The 24,876-nt window shown below is 65.8% G+C and carries 23 protein-coding genes; 8 read left to right on the top strand and 15 right to left on the bottom strand.

The window, feature by feature from the left end:
- Positions 1-107: 107 nt before the first annotated feature.
- The 3 genes from AB3X89_RS27255 to AB3X89_RS27245 all read right to left on the bottom strand — a co-directional run bounded on the left by AB3X89_RS27255 (position 108) and on the right by AB3X89_RS27245 (position 2,974).
- Positions 108-938, bottom strand: coding sequence for a 3',5'-nucleoside bisphosphate phosphatase (locus tag AB3X89_RS27255; protein ID WP_368586060.1), 831 nt, complete (start codon positions 936-938; stop codon positions 108-110).
- Positions 939-1,114: 176 nt separating this feature from the next.
- Positions 1,115-1,999 (bottom strand): alpha/beta fold hydrolase, encoded by an 885-nt coding sequence (locus tag AB3X89_RS27250; RefSeq protein WP_368586059.1) that lies wholly within the window; start codon positions 1,997-1,999, stop codon positions 1,115-1,117.
- Between the two features lie 72 nt (positions 2,000-2,071).
- A complete protein-coding gene (locus AB3X89_RS27245; protein ID WP_368586058.1) occupies positions 2,072-2,974 on the bottom strand; it encodes a ferritin-like domain-containing protein in 903 nt (300 codons plus the stop codon).
- A gap of 275 nt (positions 2,975-3,249) precedes the next feature.
- Between AB3X89_RS27245 and AB3X89_RS27240 the strand changes: the two genes are divergently transcribed.
- From AB3X89_RS27240 to AB3X89_RS27230, 3 genes are all read left to right on the top strand, one after another.
- Positions 3,250-3,774: a gamma carbonic anhydrase family protein gene (locus AB3X89_RS27240; RefSeq protein WP_368586057.1), complete on the top strand. Its 525-nt coding sequence runs from the start codon at positions 3,250-3,252 to the stop codon at positions 3,772-3,774.
- Between the two features lie 63 nt (positions 3,775-3,837).
- Complete coding sequence (gene hslO, locus AB3X89_RS27235; RefSeq protein WP_368586056.1) at positions 3,838-4,788, top strand: Hsp33 family molecular chaperone HslO; 951 nt, start codon at positions 3,838-3,840, stop codon at positions 4,786-4,788.
- A 206-nt stretch (positions 4,789-4,994) separates the two neighbouring features.
- Complete coding sequence (locus tag AB3X89_RS27230) at positions 4,995-5,357, top strand: hypothetical protein (protein ID WP_368586055.1); 363 nt, start codon at positions 4,995-4,997, stop codon at positions 5,355-5,357.
- A gap of 96 nt (positions 5,358-5,453) precedes the next feature.
- Here AB3X89_RS27230 and ftsB read toward each other — a convergent pair whose 3' ends face one another.
- The 9 genes from ftsB to AB3X89_RS27185 form a co-directional block, all read right to left on the bottom strand.
- Complete coding sequence (ftsB, locus tag AB3X89_RS27225; RefSeq protein WP_368586054.1) at positions 5,454-5,891, bottom strand: cell division protein FtsB; 438 nt, start codon at positions 5,889-5,891, stop codon at positions 5,454-5,456.
- Positions 5,892-6,004: 113 nt separating this feature from the next.
- Complete coding sequence (gene eno, locus AB3X89_RS27220; protein WP_013089800.1) at positions 6,005-7,288, bottom strand: phosphopyruvate hydratase; 1,284 nt, start codon at positions 7,286-7,288, stop codon at positions 6,005-6,007.
- Positions 7,289-7,502: 214 nt separating this feature from the next.
- Complete coding sequence (gene kdsA / locus AB3X89_RS27215; RefSeq protein WP_013089801.1) at positions 7,503-8,357, bottom strand: 3-deoxy-8-phosphooctulonate synthase; 855 nt, start codon at positions 8,355-8,357, stop codon at positions 7,503-7,505.
- Positions 8,354-10,015 (bottom strand): CTP synthase, encoded by a 1,662-nt coding sequence (locus AB3X89_RS27210; RefSeq protein ID WP_368586053.1) that lies wholly within the window; start codon positions 10,013-10,015, stop codon positions 8,354-8,356. Before AB3X89_RS27210 ends, kdsA begins: the two co-directional genes overlap by 4 nt.
- 143 nt (positions 10,016-10,158) lie before the next feature.
- Entirely contained in the window at positions 10,159-10,962 is an 804-nt protein-coding gene (locus AB3X89_RS27205) for an alpha/beta fold hydrolase (protein WP_368586052.1), read from the bottom strand.
- A gap of 117 nt (positions 10,963-11,079) precedes the next feature.
- Positions 11,080-13,710 (bottom strand): DNA internalization-related competence protein ComEC/Rec2, encoded by a 2,631-nt coding sequence (locus tag AB3X89_RS27200; RefSeq protein WP_368586051.1) that lies wholly within the window; start codon positions 13,708-13,710, stop codon positions 11,080-11,082.
- Between the two features lie 113 nt (positions 13,711-13,823).
- Entirely contained in the window at positions 13,824-14,612 is a 789-nt protein-coding gene (locus AB3X89_RS27195) for a TatD family hydrolase (RefSeq protein WP_368586050.1), read from the bottom strand.
- 127 nt (positions 14,613-14,739) lie between these two features.
- The gene (gene lolD, locus AB3X89_RS27190) at positions 14,740-15,495 is read right to left on the bottom strand and encodes a lipoprotein-releasing ABC transporter ATP-binding protein LolD (RefSeq protein ID WP_013089806.1); all 756 of its coding nucleotides are present in this window, start codon (positions 15,493-15,495) and stop codon (positions 14,740-14,742) included.
- The gene (locus AB3X89_RS27185; protein WP_368586049.1) at positions 15,488-16,741 is read right to left on the bottom strand and encodes a lipoprotein-releasing ABC transporter permease subunit; all 1,254 of its coding nucleotides are present in this window, start codon (positions 16,739-16,741) and stop codon (positions 15,488-15,490) included. The genes lolD and AB3X89_RS27185 overlap by 8 nt, the downstream gene beginning before the upstream one ends.
- A 306-nt stretch (positions 16,742-17,047) precedes the next feature.
- Here AB3X89_RS27185 and AB3X89_RS27180 point away from each other — a divergent pair, with 306 nt between their 5' ends.
- The 5 genes from AB3X89_RS27180 (at position 17,048) to AB3X89_RS27160 (ending at position 23,873) form a co-directional block, all read left to right on the top strand.
- Positions 17,048-18,172: a regulator gene (locus AB3X89_RS27180; RefSeq protein WP_368586048.1), complete on the top strand. Its 1,125-nt coding sequence runs from the start codon at positions 17,048-17,050 to the stop codon at positions 18,170-18,172.
- A 16-nt stretch (positions 18,173-18,188) separates the two neighbouring features.
- The gene (gene recJ, locus AB3X89_RS27175; RefSeq protein ID WP_368586047.1) at positions 18,189-19,895 is read left to right on the top strand and encodes a single-stranded-DNA-specific exonuclease RecJ; all 1,707 of its coding nucleotides are present in this window, start codon (positions 18,189-18,191) and stop codon (positions 19,893-19,895) included.
- Between the two features lie 110 nt (positions 19,896-20,005).
- Positions 20,006-21,110 (top strand): peptide chain release factor 2 gene (gene prfB / locus AB3X89_RS27170; RefSeq protein WP_013089810.1). Its coding sequence is split into 2 segments (ribosomal slippage): positions 20,006-20,086 and positions 20,088-21,110, totalling 1,104 coding nucleotides; the frame shifts between segments, so codons are not numbered across the junction.
- A gap of 138 nt (positions 21,111-21,248) precedes the next feature.
- On the top strand, positions 21,249-22,775 hold the full coding sequence (gene lysS / locus AB3X89_RS27165) for a lysine--tRNA ligase (protein ID WP_368586046.1): 1,527 nt from the start codon (positions 21,249-21,251) through the stop codon (positions 22,773-22,775).
- A 348-nt stretch (positions 22,776-23,123) separates the two neighbouring features.
- Positions 23,124-23,873: a glycine zipper 2TM domain-containing protein gene (locus AB3X89_RS27160; RefSeq protein WP_368586045.1), complete on the top strand. Its 750-nt coding sequence runs from the start codon at positions 23,124-23,126 to the stop codon at positions 23,871-23,873.
- 112 nt (positions 23,874-23,985) lie between these two features.
- Here the strand turns inward: AB3X89_RS27160 and iscX are convergent, their stop codons facing one another.
- From iscX to AB3X89_RS27145, 3 genes are all read right to left on the bottom strand, one after another.
- The gene (gene iscX / locus AB3X89_RS27155) at positions 23,986-24,183 is read right to left on the bottom strand and encodes a Fe-S cluster assembly protein IscX (protein ID WP_008922031.1); all 198 of its coding nucleotides are present in this window, start codon (positions 24,181-24,183) and stop codon (positions 23,986-23,988) included.
- Positions 24,184-24,198: 15 nt separating this feature from the next.
- A complete protein-coding gene (gene fdx / locus AB3X89_RS27150; protein ID WP_013089813.1) occupies positions 24,199-24,540 on the bottom strand; it encodes an ISC system 2Fe-2S type ferredoxin in 342 nt (113 codons plus the stop codon).
- 146 nt (positions 24,541-24,686) lie between these two features.
- Positions 24,687-24,876, bottom strand: a 190-nt coding sequence (locus tag AB3X89_RS27145) for a hypothetical protein (protein ID WP_368586044.1), incomplete at its 5' end; no start/stop codon positions are given.

Here is a 24,876-nt window from a genome sequence, read left to right as displayed (position 1 = left end):
TCACGATGGCGGCAGACGAACTGCGGCGGATGGGCTGCGGCGAGCAGAGCGCGTGCCGCATCCAGCCGGCCCGCGCGCGAGACGTGCCGTTCCGGCACAGCGCGCGGTCACAGCCAGCGTTCCCAGACGGGCTTCAGATCGGCGGGTAGCGGCGGCAGTGTGCCGAGTTCGATGCGGCCTTCGCCTGGCGCATGGAAGTCGGAACCGCGCGAGGCCTCGAAACCATAGCGACGCGCGACGTCCGCATATTCGCGGTATTGGTCGGGCGTGTGGCTGCCGGTCACGACCTCGATCGCCTTGCCGCCGAGGTCGATGAATTCGCCAAAGAATGCGTCGAATTCGAGTTGCGAATAGGCATAGCGACCCGGATGCGCGACGATCGCGACGCCGCCGGCGGCCTCGATCCAGCTGAGCGCGTCGGCGAGCTTGGCCCAGCGGTGCGCAACGTAGCCCGGCTTGCCGTCGCCGAGATAGCGGTCGAACACTTCCTGGGTGTTTGTGCAGTGGCCGTGCTCGACCATGAAGCGCGCGAAATGCGTGCGCGACATCATGTCGGGATTCGACACGTAATGGAGCGCGCCTTCGTACGCGTCTGGAATGCCGAGCGTGGCCAGTTGCTCGCCGATTGCCTCGGCGCGCGCGGCGCGGCCGTCGCGGGTGCGGGCCAGACCGTCGATCAGGACCTGGTTGGTCGGATCGATGCCGAGTCCGACGATGTGCACAGTGCGCCCCGCCCACGTTACCGAAATCTCGACGCCGCTCAGGTAGTTCATGCCGAGCGCCTCGGCCGCGGTGCGCGCCTCTTGCTGGCCGCCCACTTCGTCGTGATCGGTGAGCGCCCACAGCGTCACGCCGTTCGCGTGCGCGCGGCGCGCGACGTCGGTCGGCGCGAACTGGCCGTCGGAAACGGTGGAATGGCAGTGAAGATCGGCGTTCATCGTGGTCCTGGAAGGGTTCTGCGGTCATTTTACTGCAATGCAGTAAGGGTCCGCAGGGGTATCTAGCGACGCCGGCTGCGCTTGTCCGTGTGCCGCAAGGTCAGGACCGGGCGGTGCCGAGACCAACGTCCGGGCGACCCGCTAGCGCCCTTTCAACCGTAGCCTCAGGCACGACGTCAGGCACAGAAACCCTCGATCAACGCGGCGACCTGCTCCGGCTGGTCGTGATGCACCATGTGCCCCGCACCATCGATGATCTTCTCGCGCCAATCGGCAAACGCGTGGAAACGCGTCTTGAATTCGTCGAGCGGCACGTCGCCGGCGATTCGCGCGAGCGTCGGCGAGCCGGCGGCCTCGACGTGCAGCACCTTCGCGCTGACCTTGCGCCATACCGCCATCACCTCGTCGAGACGATACAAGGTCGGGCCGCGGACCTTGTGGGCCGGGTCGGCGAGCAGCATGAAGCGCCCCTCGCCATCCGGCTTCGACCAGTGTTGCGCGAGAAACTGCGCGCGCCGCGGATCGAGGCGCGGATTGGTTTTGATCAGGCGCGCGGCGACCTCGTCGAGCGACGCGTAGCGCTTCAGCTGCGGTGGATCGCGCAATTCGTCGAGCCAGTTCAGCAGGCGCTTCGGTGCCTGCGCCGGATGCGAATGCGCGAGCCCGAAGCCTTCCAGATCGACCACGCGCCGCACCCGCTGCGGCCGCACGCCCGCGTACAGGCACACGACGTTCGCACCCAGACTGTGACCGACGAGGTTCACCTCGCCGTCGGGCGCGTAGTGGTCGATCAACGCGTCGAGATCGCCGAGATAGTCCTGCACCCAGTAGCTGCCGCCGCCACGCTCGGCCACCGGCCAGTCGGACAGACCGAAGCCGCGCTGGTCCGGCGCGATCACCTGCCAGTCGCCGCCGAGCGCATCGACGACGAACTGGAACGACGCGCCGACGTCCATCCAGCCGTGCAGCATGAACAGTATCGGCGCGTCGGGACGGCCCCAGCGCCGCACGTGCAGCCGGACGCCATGCGCGGTAACGAACTCAGAGCGGGATGTATTCATCGGCGGCGCACTCGAAAAAAAGAATGGTCGTTCGATTATAGGGCGGGCGCCGCAACAGGTGGTAACGGATTATTAGGGTGACGCCCGGTCGTCCGTAGCCTGTGGGCCTTGCCGCGCATCCTGGCGTGCGAGCGCGGCGAGCTCGGCGTCGTCGAAACCAGCGTCGCGGCGTGCTTCGAAATTGAACGGGCCACGCAGTTTCGGCGCGTGATACCGGTCGGCCAGACGCAGATACGTTTGGTGCGGATCGAGGCCGTCCGCGCAGCACAGGTGCCGGAACCAGCGGTTGCCGATCAGCACGTGGCCGATTTCATCGCGCAGGATCACGTCGAGAATCGCCGCCGACGCGTGATCGCCGGCCTGCTGCAGACGCGCGCGGATCGGCGGCGACGCGTCGAGGCCACGCGCTTCGAGCGTCCGCGGCACGAGCGCCATGCGCGCGAGCACGTCGCCCCGAGTGCGCTCGCACATGTCCCACAGGCCGGCGTGCGCCGGGAAATCGCCGTATGCGTGGCCGTATTCGGCGAGACGCGCGGCGAGCAGCGAGTAGTGGTATGCCTCTTCGGCGGCGACCTTGAGCCAGTCGATATAGAACTCACCGGGCATGCCGGAGAAGCGCCAGACGGCGTCGAGCGCCAGATTGATCGCGTTGAACTCGATGTGCGCGAGCGCGTGGAGCAGCACCGCGCGCCCCTGCGGCGACTGCATGCTGCGTCGGCCGAGCTGGCGCGGCTCGACCAGTTCCGGCCGTTCGGGGCGGCCCGGCAGGCCGGCGGGCTCGGCGAGATCGAGGCCGGCGTCACAGAGCGCGCGGCCATCGAGTACAGCAGCGTGCAGTTCGCGGGCCGCCGCGGCCTTTGCGGCCGGTTCCCGCTCGCACAACGCAGCGAGCGCGGCGCGGCGCGCGCACAGCGGCTCGTCGTGAGAAATCGATGCGGAAGAAGCGACGGAAATGGGCGAAGGGACGGACGTCATGACAAACGGATAGGCGATGGAAGCGGTGAAGCCCACGGAGAGACGGCGCCCGGCCCGCACGCGAGCGGCTCAAGCACACAACCGTTTACAATACCCGATTCGACCACCCGGCGCGCTTTAGGGCACGCCCGTCAGTTGGCGACGCAGAACCGCCAAACTCCTCGCACCGCGCCGGGCGCACGCCGCCCCGCCCATGCGAGGCAATCGATCAGACACCCATCGTGCACGGCATCGGAGCCGCCCCAAGGCCCGGCTCCGACCGACAAGGAGACATTGTGACGATTTACAAGCTGGGCGAAGCCGCCCCGATCATTCATGAAAGCGTGTTCGTCGCGGATTCGGCGAACATCATCGGCAACGTGACGCTCGAGGAGAACGCGAGCGTGTGGTTCGGTGCGACGCTGCGCGGCGACAATGAGCCGATCACGATCGGCGCCGGCAGCAACGTGCAGGAAAACGCGGTGCTGCACACCGACCCCGGCTATCCGCTGACGGTCGAGTCGAACGTGACGATCGGCCATCAGGCGATGCTGCACGGCTGCACGATCAAGGAAGGCGCGTTGATCGGAATTCAGGCGGTGGTCTTGAATGGCGCGGTGATCGGCCGCAACTGTCTGGTCGGAGCGGGTGCCATCGTCACCGAGGGCAAGGTGTTTCCCGACAATACGCTGATCCTCGGCGCGCCCGCGAAGGCGGTGCGCGAACTGACGGAAGCGGATATCGCCAACCTGCAGCGCGCCGCGGCAAGCTATGCCGGCCGGCGCGAGTATTTCAAGGCGCAGCTCGTACGCATCGGCTAGACGGCCGGCGCGCGGCGCGCAAAGGCGCGGCATCACGCCGCGTCATTCCAGCGAGGAAAAGTTGTGAGCGACCAGTTGCAAAAATTCATGTTCAGCGCGGCGCCGGTGCGCGGCGAGATCGTTTCCCTGCGCAATACCTGGCAGGACGTGCTGACGCGCCGCGATTATCCGGCGCCCGTGCGAACGATTCTCGGCGAAATGATGGCCGCGTGCGCGCTGCTGTCGGCGAACCTGAAGTTCGACGGCACCCTCGTCATGCAGATTTTCGGCGACGGCCCGATCAAGATGCTGGTCGTGCAGTGCAGCTCGAACCTGACGATGCGCGCCACCGCGAAGCTGTCCGGCGAAGCCGCCCATACGATCGACGACTCGACCTCGCTGATCGACCTGGTGAACGCGAGCGGCCACGGCCGCTGCGTGATCACGCTCGACCCGACCGACAAGCAGCCCGGCCAGCAGCCGTACCAGAGTATCGTGCCGCTTTCGGGCGCGAATGGACCGCTGAAGTCGATCGCCGAAGTGCTCGAGCACTACATGCACCACTCCGAACAGCTCGACACGCGCATGTGGCTCGCGGCAAACACCGAGCGCGCGGTCGGCATGCTGCTTCAAAAGCTGCCGGGCGATGGCGGCATCGTCCCGCATCCGGGCGAGCTCGACGCGGATACGTGGGAGCGCGTGTGCACGCTCGGCGGCACACTGTCACAGGACGAATTGCTGAAGGAAGAACCGGAGACGGTGTTCCGGCGCCTGTTCTGGCAGGAAAACGTCCAGCATTTCGAGCCGGTCACCGCGCGATTCGAATGCACGTGCTCGCGCGAAAAAGTCGCCGCGATGCTGAAGATGCTCGGCCGCGATGAAGTCGACGGCGTGATCGAAGAACGCGGCCACGTCGAGATTCACTGCGAGTTTTGCAATCAGCGCTACGAGTTCGACCCAGTCGACGTCGCGCAACTTTTCGTCGCCGGCGGACTCTCACAAGGCGTGACGCCGGCGGCCGCGCAGCGGCACTAAACCCGCGCTTTCGGTGAAGCGGAGTGCGTGCCCACGAAGTGATCGCGCATTACGACGGAAGTCCTGACCGCGCCGCCCCATGCCTCGTCACGGCTCGGGCGGCGCGTTGCATTTGAGCGCCGCGTTGATACATTGGAAGGATGCGTCACCGCGTGTTGGAAGACGCCTGCTCGAGCCTCGGACCTCGGACCGATGGAGATTCGACCATGAAGCACACGCTTTCGTTGATCCTGGCCGTCCTCACGGGCTGCGCGGCGCTGACCGCCTGCTCGATCGATCCGCCGGGCCCTGCGCCGATTCTGAGCCGACTGCCGCCCGACCAGGCGGAGGCCATCAGCCACACACAGACGCTGACACCGGAGGAACGCGCGCGCTACGACGCGATCGAGCAACAGGTCATGTTCGAACAGAATCAGGCGATCGCCACGGACGCCGCCGCGCAAGCCTGGTCCCGCTATTACTCGCGCTCGCCGCCCGTAAGGTTTTCCTTGGGCTTCTCGAGCGGCGGCTGGGGACGTGGCTGGGGGACTGGGGTCGGGGTCGGGTTCGGGCCGTATTGGGGCTGGTAGCAGCGAATCCTGCAGCCCAATAAACAAAAAGCGCGGTTCATGATGAACCGCGCTTTTTTTGCGCCTTCGTGCAAGGTGGATTCGAGATATCGAACCTCAGTGCGCCGGCTTCTTCTCCTTTGCAGCCGCCGCCTTCCCGCCATGCTTGCGATCCGGCTTCGCACGCGACTCCGGATTCGGCACCACGTGTAGCGGCGCGGCCGACACCTCGCCGCGGGTCGACGTATCCACCGACGGCGTGTTCGCCAACGGCAGCGGCTGGTTCGGCGACACGAACTGCACGAACACTTCGCCGTCCTTGACCATGCCCATTTCGTAGCGCGCGCGCTCTTCGACCGCGGCGGTGCCGTTCTGCAGATCCTGCACTTCGCCCTGGATGCGCTCGTTGCGCAGCTTCGCGTCGGCATTCTTCTGCAATTGCTGCGCGAGTTGGCCCTGCAACTCATGCACGCGCAGCCAGCCGCCGTGCCCCCACCAGAGCGGGTACTGGATTAACGCCAGCAGAACGATCAGGACAGCAGTGACAAGCCGCATGAAGTAAGCACAATAAATACGCGCCGCCCTGCGCTATACGCAGGGCGGCGAGGTCAATCAGAAACGAAGGATAACCGGCTCATCGATCGGCGGGAACAATCTGGCGAAAACGCTTAGCGCAGATTGTAGAACGCCGACTTGCCCGGGTAGCTCGCGATATCGCCGAGATCTTCCTCGATACGCAGCAGCTGGTTGTACTTCGAGATGCGATCCGAACGCGACAGCGAGCCGGTCTTGATCTGGCCGGCGTTCAGACCGACGGCGATGTCCGCGATCGTCGAGTCTTCGGTTTCGCCCGAGCGGTGCGAAATCACGGCCGTGTAGCCGGCGCGCTTGGCCATTTCGATCGCTGCGAAGGTTTCCGTCAGCGTGCCGATCTGGTTGATCTTGATCAGGATCGAGTTAGCGATGCCCTTCTCGATGCCTTCCTTCAGGATGCGCGTGTTCGTGACGAACAGGTCGTCGCCGACCAGCTGGACCTTGTCGCCGAGCTTGTCGGTCAGGATTTTCCAGCCTTCCCAGTCGCCTTCGTGCATGCCGTCTTCGATCGACACGATCGGGAACTTGTCGGCGAGGTTCGCGAGGTAATCCGCGAATTCCGTCGACGACAGCTGCAGGCCTTCGCCCGCGAGCTGGTACTTGCCGTCGTGGTAGAACTCGCTGGCCGCGCAGTCGAGTGCGAGCAGCACGTCTTCACCGGCGCGATAGCCTGCTTTCTCGATGGCTTGCAAAATGGTGGACAGGCATTCCTCGTTGCTGCCGAAGTTCGGCGCGAAGCCGCCTTCGTCGCCGACTGCCGTGCTCATGCCGCGATCCGACAGGATCTTCTTCAGCGCGTGGAACACTTCGGCGCCGCAGCGCAGCGCCTCGCGGAAGCTCGGTTGGCTGACCGGAACGATCATGAATTCCTGGATGTCCAGGCTGTTGTTCGCGTGCGCGCCGCCGTTGACGATGTTCATCATCGGCACCGGCAGTTGCATCGCGCCCGAACCGCCGAAGTAGCGATACAGCGGCAGGCCGGCTTCTTCAGCGGCGGCTTTCGCGACGGCCATCGACACGGCCAGCATCGCGTTCGCGCCGAGGCGCGACTTGTTGTCGGTGCCGTCGAGCTCGAGCAGAGTCTTGTCGAGGAACGCCTGCTCGGAAGCGTCGAGACCCATGATCGCTTCGGAGATTTCCGTGTTGATGTGCTCGACGGCCTTCAGCACGCCCTTGCCGCCGTAGCGGCCGGCTTCGCCGTCGCGCAGTTCGATCGCTTCGCGCGAGCCGGTCGACGCGCCCGACGGCACGGCTGCGCGGCCCATCGTGCCCGACTCGAGCAGCACGTCGCATTCGACGGTGGGGTTGCCTCGCGAATCGAGAATCTCTCGACCGATGATGTCTACGATAGCACTCATGGTTTCCTCAAAGGATGACGTTGAATTCTTTACTCTGACACTGTATCGCGCTGCCGATCCGGAGTTGGTGCTTTAGCGCCTACTCCGGTCCCATGCAAGGCAACTGCCGGCCTCCCCGACAGACAACTCGCGCGCCGATACGTTCGACGACCATTATGCGAAAACGCCGCGGGTCATTATCGAGAGCAATCGTGACACGCGGCGCACACCTGAATCAGTTGAAGTCGCTTTCGAGGAACGGGCCGCGCTTGACGGCCTGGTCGAGTGTGACGAGCGTCTCGAGCAGGTCGGCCATGCGATTGAGCGGCACCGCATTGGGCCCGTCCGACTTCGCTTGCGCCGGATTCGGGTGCGTTTCCATGAACAGGCCCGCGACGCCGACCGCCACCGCGGCACGCGCGAGCACCGGCACGAATTCGCGCTGACCGCCCGAGCTCGTGCCCTGACCGCCCGGCAACTGCACCGAGTGCGTCGCGTCGAACACGACCGGCGCGTTGGTCTCGCGCATGATCGCGAGCGAACGCATGTCCGACACGAGGTTGTTATAGCCGAACGATACGCCGCGCTCGCACGCCATGAAGCGGTCTTCCGACAGACCCGCTTCACGCGCGGCGTCGCGCGCCTTGTCGATCACGTTCTTCATGTCGTGCGGCGCGAGAAACTGCCCCTTCTTGATGTTGACCGGCTTGCCCGAGCGCGCGCACGCGTGGATGAAGTCGGTCTGACGGCACAGGAACGCGGGCGTTTGCAGCACGTCGACGACCGACGCGACCTGCTCGATCTCGTGCTCGGCGTGCACGTCGGTCAGCACCGGCAGGCCGAGCTGGCGCTTCACTTCCGACAGGATGCGCAGACCTTCGTCCATGCCCAGACCGCGAAACGACTTGCCGCTGCTGCGATTGGCCTTGTCGTACGACGATTTGTAGATGAACGGAATGTTCAGCTTCGCGCAGATTTCCTTCAGGCGGCCGGCCGTGTCGATCGTCATCTGTTCGGATTCGACGACACAGGTACCGGCGATCAGGAAAAACGGCTTGTCGAGCCCGATTTCGAAATCGCCCAGTTTCATGCTTTCTCCTCGACCCTCGACTGCTGATGCGCGAGCGCCGCTTCGACGAACGACTTGAACAGCGGATGACCGTCACGCGGCGTGGACGTGAATTCCGGGTGGAATTGCACGCCGACGAACCACGGGTGCATGCTGCGCGGCAGCTCCATCATTTCCGGCAGATCCTCGCTCGGGGTACGGGCGCTAATGATGAGGCCACCGCCTTCGAGCTGGGGCACGAAACGGTTATTCACCTCATAACGGTGACGATGACGCTCGTTCACATCCGTGCCGTAGATCTCTTCGGCGAGCGTGCCGGGCTTGATCGGGCAACGCTGCGAACCCAGACGCATCGTGCCGCCGAGGTCCGACTCTTCGGTGCGCTTCTCGACGCGGCCTTCGCGGTCGTACCACTCGGTGATCAGCGCGACCACGCGGTTCTTCGTTTCCTGATCGAACTCGGTGCTGTTCGCGTCCTTCAGGCCGACCACGTCACGCGCGAATTCGATCACCGCGAGCTGCATGCCGAGGCAGATGCCGAGATACGGCACCTTCGCTTCGCGTGCGTAGCGGATCGCAGCGATCTTGCCTTCGGTGCCGCGACGGCCGAAGCCGCCCGGCACGAGCACCGCGTCGAGATGCTTGAGGCTTTCGACGCCTTGCGTTTCTATCTCTTCGGAGTCGATGTACTCGATATTCACACGCGTCGACGTATGCATCGACGCATGGCGCAGCGCTTCGATCAGCGACTTGTACGACTCGGTCAGATCGACGTACTTGCCGACCATGCCGATCGTCACTTCGTGCTTCGGGTTCTGCAGCTTGTCGACGAGGTCCGACCACATGGAGAGATCGGCCGCCTTCGGCGTGAGCTTCAGCTCTTCGCAGATGATCGCGTCGAGACCCTGGTCGTGCAGCATCTGCGGAATCTTGTAGATGCTGTCCGCGTCCCACACGGAAATCACCGCGTCTTCGGGCACGTTCGAGAACAGCGAGATTTTCGCGCGCTCGTCGTCCGGAATGCGGCGGTCGGCGCGGCACAGCAGCACGTGCGGCGAGATGCCGATTTCGCGCAGCTTCTGCACGCTGTGCTGGGTAGGCTTGGTTTTGAGCTCGCCGGCCGTGGCCACCCAGGGCACCAGCGTGAGGTGCACGAAGCACGCGCTGTTGCGGCCGAGGCGCAGGCTCATCTGACGCGCCGCTTCGAGGAACGGCAGCGATTCGATGTCACCCACCGTGCCACCCACTTCGACGATCGCGACATCCGGCTCGCCGCACGTCGCAGAAGCTGCGCCGCGTTCGACGAATGCCTGGATTTCGTTGGTGATGTGCGGAATGACCTGCACGGTCTTGCCGAGATAATCGCCGCGGCGTTCCTTGCGGATAACCGATTCGTAAATCTGGCCCGTGGTGAAGTTGTTGGCCTTGCGCATCTTCGTGCTGATGAAGCGCTCGTAGTGGCCGAGGTCGAGGTCGGTTTCCGCTCCGTCTTCCGTCACGAACACTTCGCCGTGCTGAAACGGGCTCATCGTGCCGGGGTCGACGTTGATGTAGGGATCGAGTTTGAGGAGGGTGACTTTAAGACCGCGCGATTCGAGGATCGCGGCGAGGGAAGCGGCGGCAATACCCTTGCCGAGGGAAGATACTACGCCGCCGGTGACGAAAACATATTTGGTCATCGCTGGATGCTCGCGGGAAAAACGGATTATACCGTAAAGGATGGTCCCGACCCAGCAAAAAACGACCGCCCCGCCGCGTGCCGATGCCGCGTCGGGCGGCAGCCGGCGCAGCAGTTTGGGGCCCGCTTCGTGAGCGCAGTGCGTCAGGCGGTTCGCTCCAGCTCGCGCAACATGCGTTGCACCGCGCGCGCGGTTTCGATCGGCTTTTCCATCGGATACAGATGGCTGCCCTCGATCCACTCGACGTGGCCGCCGGTCGCGCGCCGCGTCGCGTCGAGACCGACCTGGCGGATTTCCTTCGAGTGCGTTCCGGCAATGAGCCCGACCGGCACCGCCGCGCCGCGCGCGAGCCGCGCGCCGAGCGTATGCGGCAAAGTTCGGTAGATCTGGTATTCGGTGCGCCGATCGAACGCGAGCACGCGGGTGCCGTCGGGCGAACTCTGCGGAATGCCGAAGTCGATGTAGTCGGACAGCATGCGCTCGTCCCAGCGCGCGAACGCGGGTTTCGAATGGAAGTGCCGCCAGGCTTCGTCGCGGCTCGCCCATTGCGTGCGGCGCTTGCGCGTCGCGGCGGCGGGCGACAGCCGCTCGTCGAGCCCGGTCCATTGCGACACGCGCAGCATGCTGCTGCGCCAGCCGGCGATCACCGGCGAGTCGAGCATCACGACGCCCCTCACCCACTGCGGCTTTTTCAGCGCCGCCATCACCGACAGATAACCGCCGAGCGAATGCCCGACGAGCCACACCGGCTGCTCGTACCTGCGCGCGATATCGTCGAGCAGTTGCTCGACCAGATGGGGCCAGTCCTGCGTGACCGGAAAGCGCGGATCATGACCGATCCGCTCGATCGAGCGCACCTCGTAGTCGTCGGAGAGTTCGGCGAAGATGGTCCGGTAAGTCGAGGCCGGAAAGCCGTTCGCGTGCGAGAAATGGATGATGTTTTTCAACTGCGGCAATCTCCGTGGTGTTTTTTACGCGTGGGCGGGTGCTTCGCCTGTGCCGCTGCTTATACCGCTGCTTGCGCCGGTTGTCTGCGCCGTTGCGCTCATTGAGCGGCGACGCGCTCAGGGCTCCATCCAGTAGCGCCGCTGCGTGTCGCGATAGCGCTCGAGCGTGAGCGCGGCGCCCTCCTCGCCGCGCGCGCGCGGATCGACGTCGACCCTGACGGCGCCATCGCGATCGCTGCGCGCGAGCTCGATATGACGCGCTACATAGCGCGCGAACACGCCCGCGTTCGGATGATGAAAACGATTCTCGTAGCCTACCTGAAATAACGCGATGGACGGATCGATAGAGTCGAGGAACGGTTCGGTCGACGAGGTTTTGCTGCCATGATGCGGCACTACCAATACTTGCGCGCGTAACATCTCGCGATCGCGTGCGAGCAGCGCGCGCTCGGTTGGCGCTTCGATGTCGGCGGTCAGGAGGGTCGCGAAACGCGGCGCGTTCGCACTGGCCGACGCCGCCTGACCTGCGTTGGTGGCGGGCAACGTGCTGACCCTCAACACGCAGCAATGCTCGTTCGCCTTGCCGGTGAGCGCCCCGGCGTCCGGCCACAATACCGCGAATTCGACACCGTCCCACTGCCAGCGCTGCCCCGCCACACACGGCAGCGTCTGCGTGCCATGCTGTTTTGCCTTCGGCCACAGCGGATTGTCCGGCCTCAGTCCGGCCACCAGCTGACGCACCTCGATCGCGTCGAGCACTGCCGGCGCGCCACCCGAATGATCCGAATCGTCGTGGCTGATCATCAGCGTATCGAGCATCGTCACACCTTGCGCCTGCAGGAACGGCACCACCACTCGCTCGCCAGCATGCGTCGATTCCGGGCCGGGGCCGGCATCGAACAGCAACGCGTGATGCGCGGTCTGCACGAGCACCGACGTGCCCTGCCCGACATCGAGCGCAGTCAGACGGAACGCACCCGATGGCTCGGCGAGCGCGCCGTTTGCGCCAGGCATCAGCAGCGGCAGCCACGTCAGCGGCGCCGCCCAGCGCAGCGGCCAGCCACGCGGCGCGAGACACCACAGCACACCGAGCGCCGCCGCGGCGAGCGCCCACGCATGCGGCTGCGGCAACCACCACAGCGTCCAGCGCGGTCCCGACACCAGTTGCAGGCCGGCCGCGAGGCCATCGAGCAGCGCGTGCGCGGCGCGCCACGCGAACGCGTCGAGCGGCGCGGGCAATGCGACGCCCGCGAGCACCGCCGGCGTGACGAGCGCGCTCACCCACGGAATCGCGAACGCGTTCGCGAGCGGACCGACGAGCGGAATCTGCGCGAACCAGTAGGCGGTCAGCGGCGCAAGCGCGACCGTCACCGCGAATTGCACGTGCGCGGCGCTGCGCAAGCGTTCGGCGAGAGCGCGCAGATGCCGGATCAATTCCGGACGCAGCGCCAGCCACCTGGCTTGCGCCGCGCCGCCCTCCCCGTCTTCATGCTGACGTGACGCCTGCGGACCCCGCACGCGCGGCCGCCCCGACAACGCGAACAGGATCGCGCCGACCGCGCCGAACGACAGCCAGAATCCCGCCGACACGACCGCCCACGGATCGATCAGCAACACGAGCCCGAGCGCCCACGCGAGCACCGTTGAGCGCGCCAGCTGCCGGCCGCCGACGAACGCCAGCGCGACGAGCGCGGCCATCCACAGCGCGCGTTGCGCCGGCACGTTGAAGCCCGCGAGCGCGGCATGCAGCGCAGCGAAGAGCGCCCCGGCCGTCACGCCGACGAGCTGCGCGGGCAAGCGCAGCGGCCAGTTGCGGCCGAGCCAGCCCGAGCGTCGCCAGATTGCTGCCGCGAGCCAGCCGGTCAGCCCCGCGACCAAGCCGATATGCAAGCCCGAAATCGCAACCAGATGACTCGTGCCGGTTTCGCGTATCAATTGCCAGTCGGCGCGGCTCAGCTGGTCCTGCGCGCCGATCGCGAGCGCGACGACGATGCCGCGATGCGGCGCATCGGCGAGCACCGTGTCGATACGCGCGCGCAACGCGGCGCGCCAGCGGTCGACCAGCACGGCGAGCCCGCGCGCGCGACCGGCGAGGCGCCGCGCATGATCCGGCACGCTCACGTAACCAGTCGCGCGGACGTTGCGCGCGAGCAGATTCGCCTCGGCATCGCGCACGCCAAAATTCGCGTTGCCGTGCGGGCGCTTCAGGCGCACGGTCAGACGCCAGCGCTCGCCCGGTTCAAGCTGCGGCGCCGGGGCGTCGCGCGCGATCCAGGCGAGTTGAATCACGCGCGGGAAGGCGGCGAGCCGTGCATCGTTGGTCTCGACGTCGAACAGGAAGCGCGCGCCCTTGTCGTCGCGCGTCGGCAATCCCTTGATAGTGCCGACGACCTCGATATCGCGCCCTTGCCACTCATGCGGCAGGCTCACCGCGAGCCGCGTTTGAGCGCGCAGAGCCGCATAGCCGAAGCCGACGCAGATCGCCGCGCACCAGACTGCGCCCCAACCGGCCACCCGCCGCATGCGGGCATCGCGCCATACACGGCTAGCGAACTGGTGCGACAAGCGCCGCTCGTTTTCGAGCCGGTACGCCGCGCCCGCTCCAGCGCCACGCAAACCCCACCCGGCAACGCCGGCGGCCGCACAGCCGGCCAGTATCAACGCCCACCATCCGCCCGCATCCGGCAACGTCGCCTGCCGCTGCAGCCAGATCACACCCAACGCAAATCCACACCAGACTGCCCGCATCCGCCCTCCGCGCCACTGGCGTCGGGCGTCGTCACGCGCCGGCGAGCAGGCAGCGGCGAGCCCGCCGGGCGTGGGCGTCGCCCGGCGCGAACCCTTTCGATCAACCGAATCGATTATGCAGAGGAAAGCGCGAGTCGCGGCAGCGCGGCGAGCGCGTTAGCCGTTGTGCCAAGGGCGGCTGCGTCGGAAGTGACACCGCGCAGTTGCGCGAGGCTCGCCCCGATCGCCGGAATCTGCTCTGGCGAATTGCGCTGCTTGTACATCCACGATGGCGCGATATCGGGCGCGTCGGTCTCGACGACCAGCGCGTCGAGCGGCAGCTGTTCGGCGAGTCGGCGGATCTGCCGCGCGCGCTCGAACGTCAGGTTGCCGCCGAACCCGAGATGCAGGCCCTGATCGATATATGCCTGAGCCTGCTGGAAACTGCCATTGAACGCGTGCGCGATGCCGTGATGGATCTGGTGCCGGCGCAGTCCCGCGATCACCTGATCCTGCGATTTGCGTACATGGCAGATGACCGGCAGATCGAATTCGCGCGCGAGCTCCAACTGGCCGTTGTAGAAAAATTGCTGGCGCGCATCGTCGAGACCGTCGACGAAAAAGTCGAGCCCGATCTCGCCGATGCCGACGAAGCGCGGATCGTCGAGGCTCGCCTCGATCTCCATGCGCAGCAGGTCGAGGTCGGCGTCGACGGCGCCTGGCGTGTACATCGGATGAATGCCGAGCGCGTACGCGCCGCCATCGACGCGGTGCGCGAGCTCGCGCACCGCCGCGAAGTTCTGTCGCCCGATCGCCGGAATCACGATGCGCGACACGCCCGCATCGCGCGCGGACGCCGCAACCGCGTCACGGTCGGCGTCGAACTCCGAAGCGTCGAGATGGCAGTGAGTATCGATCCACATGGGTTGTCTCGCTGGCAATGGGACCCGACCGAAGGTGTTCCGGCGGTTCGCGGGCGGCGGTCGGTCATCCGCGGATCGCCCGCAACGACCGTGCCGGGGTTTGACTCAACCCTGGCTCAAGCCGGGCTCAGACCGGCACCGGCGGCTCTTCGTGCAGCACGCCGTCACGCAGCCGCATGATGCGATCGCAGCGCCCCGCCAGCTCCGGGTCGTGCGTGACGATCACGAAGCTCGTCTCGAGCGTGCGCGATAGTTCGAGCATCAGGTTGAACACGGTGTCGGCGGTGCCGCCGTCGAGGTTACCGGTCGGCTCGTCAGCGAGCACGCAGGCGGGCTTCGTGACGAGCGCGCGCGCGATCGCAACACGCTGACGCTCGCCGCCCGACAGCTCGCCCGGCCGATGCTTCGCGCGATGCCCCATGCCGACGCGCTCGAGCACCGCCATCGCCTCACGGCGCGCGACTTCGGTCGTCTCGCGACGAATTCGTAGCGGCATCGCGACGTTATCGAGCGCGGAAAACTCCGGCAGCAGATGGTGAAACTGATAAACGAAACCGAGCGCGCGATTGCGCAGGTCGTTGCGCTCGCGCTCGGAGAGCTTCGTGAACGGCTTGCCGAGCACCGACACCTCGCCCGCGCTCGGATCGTCGAGACCGCCGAGCACGTGCAGCAGCGTGCTCTTGCCGGAGCCCGACGCGCCGACGATCGCGAGCTTCTCGCCGCGCCGCACGGCGAGTTCGGCATTGTTAAGCACCTGCACGTTCAGGCCACCCTGCACGAACGATTTGGAAATGCCGGTGGCTTCGAGCACGTACGGATACGACGCGGGGTCCTGAGCGGTCATGGATGAATCGGTTGAGGGATGGACGAGGCGGTCATTCATAGCGCAGCGCCTCCGCCGGACGGACCTTCGCGCCGCGCCAGCTCGGATACAGAGTCGCGAGCGCGGACAGCACGAACGCGATGATGCCGATGCGAGCGACGTCGGCCGGAACCAGCTCGGACGGCAACTCGCTGATGAAGTACACCGACGGCGGCAGGAACTGCACGCCGAGCAGATGCTCGATCATCGGCACCAGCCACGGGATGCTCCACGCGATCAGACAGCCGAGCGCGACGCCGGTCGCAGTGCCGATGAAACCGATCGTCACGCCCTGCACGACGAAGATCTTCATGATCGAGCCGGGCTGCGCGCCGAGCGTGCGCAGGATCGCGATATCGGCCTGCTTGTTGGTCACCGTCATCACCAGCGACGACACCAGATTGAACGCGGCCACCGCAATGATCAGCGTCAGGATGATGAACATCATGCGCTTCTCGATCTGCACCGCCGAGAACCAGGTCTTGTTCTGCTGGGTCCAGTCGCGAATGTACAGATCGCCCGACAGCGTGCGCGCGAGCTGACGCGCGACTTCCGGCGCGCGCTGCATATCGGTGAGCCTCAGCCGCACGCCGGTCGGCGCAGGCAGCCGGAACAGCGCCTGCGCGTCCTTGATGTTGATCAGCGCGAGCGTGCTGTCGTATTCGTAGTGGCCCGACTCGAAGATGCCGACCACCGTGAACTGCTTCAGGCGCGGCAGCATGCCGGCCGGCGTGATCGTTCCTTCGGGCGCGACGAGCGTGATCTTGTCGTTCAGCTGCACGCCGAGATTGGCCGCCAGATCGGCGCCGAGCACGATGCCGAAGTCGCCGGGCAGGAGGTCGGTCAGCTTGCCGCCCTTCATTTCCTTGCCGATATCGGACACTTCCGGCTCGAGCGTCGGCTCGATGCCGCGCAATGCGACGCCGCTCACCGCATCCTGGCGCGTGAGCAGCGCCTGCGCCTCGACGTAGGGCGCCGCGCCGATCACCTGCTGGTTCTGCCGCGCTTCCTTCGCAGTCAGTTGCCAGTCGGGCATCGAACCGGTCGGCGAAAAGATCTCGACGTGCGCGAGCACCGACAGCATGCGGTCGCGCACCTCTTTCTGAAAGCCGTTCATCACCGACAGCACCACGATCAGCGCCGCGACGCCAAGCGCGATGCCCGACATCGACACCAGCGCGATGAACGATATGAAGCCGTTACCGGTCGTGCGTTTACCGGCGCGTGTGTAGCGCCAGCCAATCTGCCATTCGTAGGGAAATTTCAAGCGAATCCTTTTGTGCGTTCTTCGACTGTGTGTCGGGAGCGGCAAACATCGAGCGTGTGCCGGGCGGCCCGAGCGTCGTGATCGTTGGGCTCGCGGCGGCGCCGATCGTTCCTCGCCCGGCCGGCCGCTGTGCGGCTGCGCCGGCGCATGGAGGCGTGGCGGCACGGTGCGCCACCGCTGCCACGTCCAGCGATCAAGCGCGAAGTTTGCCACACAATGCCGCCCGCTCGCGCAAAGCTCATGCCTCGGTACGCGATCGATAAACCAGCCGTGCTTGGTCGAAATACTCGCACCGTTTGCCCTACAATGCGCAGCATCATGCCTGCCGACCGCCTCCATCTTCTGCTGCCTTTCGCGCTGCCCGCCGCGGCCGACGCCTCCACCGCGCTTCACGACATCCATAGTCCCGCCCTCGACACGCTGATCGCGCGCGCGACGCTGATCGAACGCGTGATCGGCGAGGATTTTCAGCGCACGCTGCCGCACGAGCGCTGGGTCGCGCGACAATTCGGCGCGCTGCCTGATGGCGCAGCGGGCGCCTCGGCCGCCGCCGACGAAGCCCCGCTCGCGCCCTACATGCTGCGCGCCGACGGCGGCGAACCCGGCAGCGCGACGTGGGCGTGCGTGCAGCCGGTGCACGTGCACATCGCGCACGACCACCTGGTGCTGATCGATCCCGCCTCGCTCGATCTATCGGATGAAGAAGCGGCCACGCTGCTCGCGCTCGCGCGTCCGCTGATCGAGGAACTCGGCGTGCGCGTCGAAGCGCCGAAGCCGACCCGCTGGTATCTGTCGAGCGACGCGTTCGGCACGCTCGCGGGCGCGTCGCCGTTGCGCGCGAGCGGCCGCAACATCGAGATCTGGCTGCCGCACGAAGCGCATTCCGGCGAGCGTTCGCGCGCATGGATGAAGCTGCAGAACGAAGTGCAGATGGCATGGTTCGAGCATCCGGTCAACGAAGCGCGCGAGGCACGCGGGCTGCCGGCCGTCAACTCGATCTGGTTTCACGCGCAAGGCGCCGCGCGGCCGGTGCGCAGTCCGTTCGCGCGGGTGCTGTCCGACGCCGCCGCGACGCGCGGCCTCGCGCTCAGCGCGGGGATCGCGCCAGGCGCGCCGCCGGCGTCGTACCGCGAACTGCCGGCGGCGCTGCGCGGTGCAACCGACGGCAGCGGCAGCGGCGCGACACTCGTCGAACTCGATCCCTTCTCCGCGCCCTACATCGAACAGGACTGGGCGCGCTGGAACCAGGCATTCGCCGCGCTGGAGAGCGACTGGTTCGAGCCGGCTCTCGCGGCGCTACAGGCGGGCGAACTCGCCGAGCTCGGCCTCACGCTGTGCGGCGACACCGGCTCGGTGACGTTGAGCGTCACGCGCGGCGACCTGCGCAAATTCTGGCGGCGGCGCGTGCTGGCCTCGCTTTTCATCGAATGATCCACGGCCCTTCCGCATGACCCGAATCGTTACGCGCCCCTGCTCCCCTGTCGACGCCGACGTGCTGACCCGCTGCGGCGTGCATCCGGTGCTCGCGCGCCTGTACGCATCGCGCGGCGTGTGCCTGCCCGAAGAGGTCGAGACCGGCCTCGCGCGGCTCGTGCCGCCCGCCGACCTGAAGGGCTGCGACGCGGCCGCCGCGCTGCTCGCCGACGCGCTCCAGCAGCAGCGCCGCATGCTGGTCGTCGCCGACTACGACTGCGACGGCGCAACCGCCTGCGCGGTCGCGGTGCGCGGACTGCGCATGTTCGGCGCGCGCATCGACTATCTGGTGCCGAACCGCATGGAGCACGGCTACGGACTCACGCCGGACATCGTCGAGCTGGCGGCGTGCAGCGCGGCGGGCAAGCCCGATCTGCTGATCACCGTCGACAACGGCATCGCGAGCGTCGACGGCGTTGCCGCCGCGAACGCGCTCGGCATCGACGTGCTGGTCACCGACCACCATTTGCCCGGCGACGAATTGCCCGCCGCGCGCGCGATCGTCAATCCGAACCAGCCGGGCTGCACGTTCCCGAGCAAGTGCCTGGCCGGCGTCGGCGTGATGTTCTACGTGCTGCTCGCGCTGCGTGCCGAACTGCGCCGCCGCGGCGCGTTCGGCGACGCGCTGCCCGAGCCGCGCCTCGACGGTCTGCTCGATCTGGTCGCGCTCGGCACCGTCGCCGACGTCGTCAAGCTCGACGGCAACAACCGCGTGCTGGTCGCGCAAGGTCTGCAGCGCATCCGCAAGGGTCGCATGCAGCCGGGCATCGCCGCCCTCTTTCGCGCCGCCGCGCGCGATGCGCGCAACGCGTCCGGCTTCGATCTCGGCTTCGCGCTCGGACCGCGCCTGAACGCTGCGGGACGGCTGTCGGACATGTCGCTCGGTATCGAATGCCTGACCACCGACGACGTCGGCCGCGCGTGGGAGCTCGCGCAGCAGCTCGACACGATGAACCGCGAGCGCCGCGAAATCGAGGCCGGCATGCAGCAGCAGGCGCTCGACGACCTGTCGACGGTCGACCCAGACGGCGCGACCACCATCACGCTGTTCAATCCGGGCTGGCATCAAGGCGTGATCGGCATCGTCGCGGGACGGCTGAAGGAAAAATTCCACCGCCCGTCGTTCACGTTCGCGCCCGCCGACGATACCGGCGTGCTCGTCAAGGGCTCGGGCCGCTCGATCCCGGGCTTCCATCTGCGCGACGCGCTCGATCTGATCTCGAAGCGCGAACCGAACCTGATCGTTAAATTCGGCGGCCATGCGATGGCCGCGGGCCTGACGATCGCCGCCGCCGACGTGCCGCGCTTCACGGCCGCGTTCGAGGCGGTCGGCCGCGAATGGCTGTCCGCGGAGGCGCTCGCGCGCACCGTCGAAACCGACGGCGAGCTCGAAGATGCGTACTTCACGCCGCAATTCGTCGAGATGCTCGACGCGGCCGTGTGGGGCCAAGGCTTTCCGGCGCCGGTGTTCTCCGGCGAATTCGAGGTCGCCTCGCAGGCGCTCGTGAAAGACAAGCACCTGAAGCTGCAACTGCTGCGCGGCCGCCAGCGCTTCAACGCGATCTGGTTCAATCACACCGATACGCTGCCCGCGCGCACCACCGTCGCCTACCGGCTATCGAGCGACACGTGGAACGGCGTGTCGCGCGTGCAACTGATCGTCGAGCACGCGGTGAGCTGAAATCTTCCGCAAAATCAATCGCGAACACGCGCCGGATCGCCCGCGGGGCTCCGGCGCGGCGTGCCGATCGGCTATAATTTCTCCTTTTTACGAAGCTATAAAAGATCGACATGGAAGCGGAACGTCTCAACGCGATCGAAGCCTCTCTGGCCGACCTGCGCAAGCGCGCGGACGACCTACGGGGGTATCTTTGACTACGACGACAAAGCACTGCGTCTAATCGAAGTCAACCGGGAACTCGAAGACCCGGACGTCTGGAACGATGCGAAGCACGCCCAGGCACTCGGTAAAGAAAAAAAGCTGCTCGACGACACGGTCGGCAAGCTCACGTCGATCACCAACGACGTGAACGACGCGCAAGACCTGTTCGACATGGCGCGCGAAGAAGCCGACGACGAAACGCTGCTCGCCTGTGAAGCCGATGCACAGGCCATCGAAGCGCGCGTCGCCGACATGGAATTCCGCCGGATGTTCGCGAACCCGGCCGACCCCAACAACGCCTTTCTCGACATCCAGGCCGGCGCCGGCGGCACCGAAGCATGCGACTGGGCGTCGATGCTGCTGCGCCAGTATCTGCGCTACTGCGAACGCAAGGGCTTCAAGACCGAAGTGCTCGAGCAGACCGAAGGCGACGTCGCCGGCATCAAGAACGCGACGATCAAAATCGAAGGCGAATACGCATACGGCTTCCTGCGTACCGAAACCGGCGTGCACCGCCTCGTGCGCAAGTCGCCGTTCGACTCGTCGGGCGGTCGGCATACGTCGTTCTCGTCAGTATTCGTGTACCCGGAAATCGACGACTCGATCGAAGTCGAAATCAACCCGGCCGATCTGCGCATCGACACTTACCGCGCTTCGGGCGCGGGCGGTCAGCACATCAACAAGACCGACTCGGCGGTGCGTATCACGCACATGCCGTCGGGCATCGTCGTGCAGTGCCAGAACGACCGCTCGCAGCACCGCAACCGCGCCGAAGCGATGGCGATGCTGAAATCGCGCCTGTACGAAGCGGAAATCCGCAAGCGTCAGGCCGAGCAGGACAAGCTCGAAGCGGGCAAGACCGATGTGGGTTGGGGCCATCAGATCCGCTCGTACGTGCTCGACAACAGCCGCATCAAGGATCTGCGCACCAACGTCGAAATCAGCAACACGAAGAGCGTGCTCGACGGCGATCTCGATCCGTTCATCAGCGCGAGCCTGAAACAAGGCGTCTAAGCGCGCACGGCGGCGCGGCCACGTCCAACGATCGGGACCGCGCTTGCCTCGTTTTCCAGTACCGCCTGAGGTTTTTACACTGACTGGCTTCCCGCTTTGCGGCGCACGCCGCGGCGGGCCACCGAATACCAAATCATCATGACTGAACCGACCCAGCCGACTGTCGTGCCCGAAGTGGACGACAACAAGATCATCGCCGAGCGCCGCGAAAAGCTGCGCGAGCTGCGCGAGCAAGGCGTCGCCTATCCGAACGATTTCCGTCCCACGCACCACGCCGAAGATCTGCAGTCGCAGTACGAGCACGCCGACAAGGAAGCACTCGAAGCGAATCCGCTCGAAGTCGCGATCGCCGGCCGCATGATGCTCAAACGCGTGATGGGCAAAGCAAGCTTCGCGACCGTGCGCGACGGCTCGGGTCAGATCCAGTTCTTCATCACGCCGGCCGACGTCGGTCAGGAAACCTACGACGCGTTCAAGAAGTGGGACATGGGCGACATCGTCGCAGCGCGCGGCGTGCTGTTCCGCACCAACAAGGGCGAGCTGTCGGTGCGCTGCACGGAGTTGCGTCTGCTGTCGAAGTCGCTGCGTCCGCTGCCGGATAAATTCCACGGTCTCGCCGACCAGGAAATGAAGTACCGCCAGCGCTACGTCGATCTGATCGTCACGCCGGAAACGCGCCGCACGTTCGTCGCGCGTACGAAGGCAATTTCGTCGATCCGCAAGTACATGGCCGACGCGAACTTCATGGAAGTCGAAACGCCGATGCTGCACCCGATTCCGGGCGGCGCGGCGGCCAAGCCGTTCTCGACGCACCACAACGCGCTCGACATGCAGATGTTCCTGCGCATCGCGCCGGAGCTGTATCTGAAGCGTCTGGTGGTGGGCGGCTTCGAGCGCGTGTTCGAGATCAATCGTAATTTCCGCAACGAGGGCGTGTCCGTGCGCCACAACCCGGAATTCACGATGATCGAGTTCTACGCGGCCTACACCGATTACAAGTGGCTGATGGACTTCACCGAGCAGCTGATTCGCCAGGCCGCGATCGATGCGCTCGGCACGGCCACCATCACCTATCAGGGCCGTGAACTCGATCTGTCGAAGCCGTTCCATCGCCTCACGATCACGCAGGCGATCCAGAAATACGCGCCGCAATACACGAACGAGCAGCTCACCGACAGCACGTTCCTGCGCGCCGAACTGAAGAAGTTCGGCGTCGATGCCTCGCAGCCGCAGTTCCTGAACGCGGGCATTGGCTCGCTGCAACTGGCGCTGTTCGAGGAGACCGCCGAGTCGCAACTGTGGGAGCCGACCTACATCATCGACTATCCGATCGAGGTGTCGCCGCTCGCGCGTGCGTCGGACAAGGTGGAAGGCATCACCGAGCGCTTCGAGCTATTCATCACCGGCCGCGAAATCGCCAACGGCTTCTCCGAGCTGAACGATCCGGAAGATCAGGCCGCGCGCTTCAAGAAGCAGGTCGACCAGAAGGACGCCGGCGACGAGGAAGCGATGTTCTACGACGCGGACTACATCCGTGCGCTCGAATACGGCATGCCGCCGGCGGGCGGCTGCGGTATCGGCATCGACCGTCTGGTGATGATGCTGACCGATAGCCCGAGCATCCGCGACGTGATTCTGTTCCCGCATCTGCGTCGCGAAGATTGAGCGACGCTGAGCGCGAGTAGTCGCTGCGTTTCGCGTGCAATGTGATGGTTTTGACGAACGCCCGGTCGATACCGGGCGTTTTCTTTGTGCGCGCGTTTTCGCTTGGCGGGACCGATTTCTGCTAATGGACGTTTTGTAACCGGCGGTAAAAGCTGCTCCAGCGCGCGCAAGTCGCCGTGGTCGCAAGGGCCTGAAAAGCTTGCTGACACAAAGGCGCGCCGCGTAGAGGCCACCGTCCTCCGGCCAAGGCTGCCATCGAGCCGGTTACAAATAGAAACGCTGCCCGGATCGAATTGCCCGACACTGAATCTGACAAGGAGTCGGCTCTGTCAGAAACGGAGGCCCCACATGGACACCCCTACTCATCAACCCACGCAGCCACGTCGTCTTCATCCGTTGATCGCGGTCGCCGCCGGCGCGGTGCTCGTCGCGAGTCTCGTCGCCACCGCGGCAATCACCGGCGTGTTCCCGAAGGCGTCGGGCAACGGCGCACAAAACGATCAGACACAGGCCGCGCAGGTCAGCACGCAAGTGCCGGGCGTCGTCGATTCGGCCGCACCGGTCAACCCAACCGCGCAACAGCAGCAGGGTCAGGCTCAGCAAGCGGCGCAGCCCGCTCCAGCCGCGCTCCCCGCTCCGGCGCAGCAACAGCAATACGCGCAGCAGCAACAGGCGCAGGCCGCACCGCAGTCGCAGTACGCGCAACAACCCGGGCCGCAAGCAGCGCCCCAGTACGCGCAGCAGCCGGCGCCGCAAGCCGCTCATTGCTCGACTTGCGGTACCGTCGTCGCGATCTCGGCGGTTCGGCATGAAGGACATGGCACCGGTATTGGCGCGGTCGGCGGCGCGGTGGCCGGTGGCGTCGTCGGCAACCAGTTCGGGGCCGGCGGCGGACGTACCGCGATGACGCTGCTCGGCGCGCTCGGCGGCGGGCTCGCCGGCAACTCGGTCGAAAAGCATCTGCGCAGCACGACGTCGTATTCGGTGCGCGTGCACATGGAAGACGGCAAGACGCGCTACTTCACCTATCACGAGGCGCCGCCGTTTCACGACGGCGAGCGCGTGCGCGTGCAGAACGGCGGCCTCGTCGCCGACTGATATCGGCTGCCTCACTCACGCGCTCCACTCTCGTCAACGCAGCCAAGAAAAAAGGCGATTCCATCGGAATCGCCTTTTCTTTGTAGTTCGATGAATCGGTTCGAACGCGCGTTCAATAATCCGCGTCTTCGATCCACGCCGCCTGAATCGCTTCGAGAATCTTTTCGCTGGAGCGGTTCGGATCGTCGTCGAAGCCTTCGAGCTCCATCACCCAGCGATGCAGGTCGGTGAAACGCACCTGCTGCGGATCGACATCCTGATGCTTGTCGGTCAGAGCCATCGCGATTTCTTGCGTATCGGTCCACTTCATGGCGGCGCCCTCCTGTTAGTGGTTTTCCTTCGCGTGATTGATCGAGTAACGCGGAATTTCGACGACCAGATCCTGCTCGTCCGGCATGATCGCCTGGCACGACAGGCGCGAAGCCGGTTCGAGCCCCCATGCCTTGTCCAACAGATCGTCCTCGTCTTCCTCGGACGGCGTCAAGGCGGCGAAACCCTCACGCACGATCACGTGACAGGTCGTGCATGCGCACGACTTCTCGCACGCATGCTCGATTTCGATACCGTTATCGAGCAGGTTGTCGCAGATGCTCTTGCCGGGAACGGCGTCGATCACCGCGCCTTCCGGGCACAGTTCGACGTGAGGCAGCACAACGATTTGAGGCATACAGTTTCCGTTTGGGTCTGAGGCACAGCGGCTGCCAGCAATGCCGCGTGCAGGCTCCGTACCATTTTACTGGCGCCGCGCGGACTTTTTAAGTCCACGCGGCGCGCTCCGGTGATTGGTGCGACGTTCGCAGTTCGTTCGCCCGTTCAGATCTCGTCGAGCTTGCGGCCCGACAGCGCGCGGCGAATCCCCTTGTTCATGCGGCGCGCGGCGAACTCGTCGGTGCCTTCGGCGAGCGCCTTCGTCGCGGCTTCGATCGCGCCGACGTCTTCGCCCGACGCGACATTGCGCAGCGCGGCGAGCAGCGTGTCGCGTTCGGCGCGTTCGCCGTCGTCG

It is taken from the genome of Paraburkholderia sp. BR14320, from assembly GCF_040948665.1.
Taxonomy (GTDB): domain Bacteria; phylum Pseudomonadota; class Gammaproteobacteria; order Burkholderiales; family Burkholderiaceae; genus Paraburkholderia; species Paraburkholderia youngii.
Note: the sequence above shows the minus strand (reverse complement) of the source record. Positions and strands in the feature narration are given on the sequence as shown.

Excerpts from the sequence above, each read along its gene's own strand:
- AB3X89_RS27255 (WP_368586060.1), bottom strand. The coding sequence starts at position 938 with ATGAACGCCGATCTTCACTGCCATTCCACCGTTTCCGACGGCCAGTTC.
- recJ (WP_368586047.1), top strand. The coding sequence starts at position 18,189 with ATGACCCGAATCGTTACGCGCCCCTGCTCCCCTGTCGACGCCGACGTG.
- AB3X89_RS27230 (WP_368586055.1), top strand. The coding sequence starts at position 4,995 with ATGAAGCACACGCTTTCGTTGATCCTGGCCGTCCTCACGGGCTGCGCG.
- ftsB (WP_368586054.1), bottom strand. The coding sequence starts at position 5,891 with ATGCGGCTTGTCACTGCTGTCCTGATCGTTCTGCTGGCGTTAATCCAG.
- iscX (WP_008922031.1), bottom strand. The coding sequence starts at position 24,183 with ATGAAGTGGACCGATACGCAAGAAATCGCGATGGCTCTGACCGACAAG.
- AB3X89_RS27160 (WP_368586045.1), top strand. The coding sequence starts at position 23,124 with ATGGACACCCCTACTCATCAACCCACGCAGCCACGTCGTCTTCATCCG.
- AB3X89_RS27180 (WP_368586048.1), top strand. The coding sequence starts at position 17,048 with ATGCGCAGCATCATGCCTGCCGACCGCCTCCATCTTCTGCTGCCTTTC.
- AB3X89_RS27245 (WP_368586058.1), bottom strand. The coding sequence starts at position 2,974 with ATGACGTCCGTCCCTTCGCCCATTTCCGTCGCTTCTTCCGCATCGATT.
- kdsA (WP_013089801.1), bottom strand. The coding sequence starts at position 8,357 with ATGAAACTGGGCGATTTCGAAATCGGGCTCGACAAGCCGTTTTTCCTG.
- lysS (WP_368586046.1), top strand. The coding sequence starts at position 21,249 with ATGACTGAACCGACCCAGCCGACTGTCGTGCCCGAAGTGGACGACAAC.
- lolD (WP_013089806.1), bottom strand. The coding sequence starts at position 15,495 with ATGAATGACCGCCTCGTCCATCCCTCAACCGATTCATCCATGACCGCT.
- AB3X89_RS27200 (WP_368586051.1), bottom strand. The coding sequence starts at position 13,710 with ATGCGGGCAGTCTGGTGTGGATTTGCGTTGGGTGTGATCTGGCTGCAG.
- AB3X89_RS27210 (WP_368586053.1), bottom strand. The coding sequence starts at position 10,015 with ATGACCAAATATGTTTTCGTCACCGGCGGCGTAGTATCTTCCCTCGGC.
- AB3X89_RS27250 (WP_368586059.1), bottom strand. The coding sequence starts at position 1,999 with ATGAATACATCCCGCTCTGAGTTCGTTACCGCGCATGGCGTCCGGCTG.
- fdx (WP_013089813.1), bottom strand. The coding sequence starts at position 24,540 with ATGCCTCAAATCGTTGTGCTGCCTCACGTCGAACTGTGCCCGGAAGGC.
- eno (WP_013089800.1), bottom strand. The coding sequence starts at position 7,288 with ATGAGTGCTATCGTAGACATCATCGGTCGAGAGATTCTCGATTCGCGA.
- AB3X89_RS27195 (WP_368586050.1), bottom strand. The coding sequence starts at position 14,612 with ATGTGGATCGATACTCACTGCCATCTCGACGCTTCGGAGTTCGACGCC.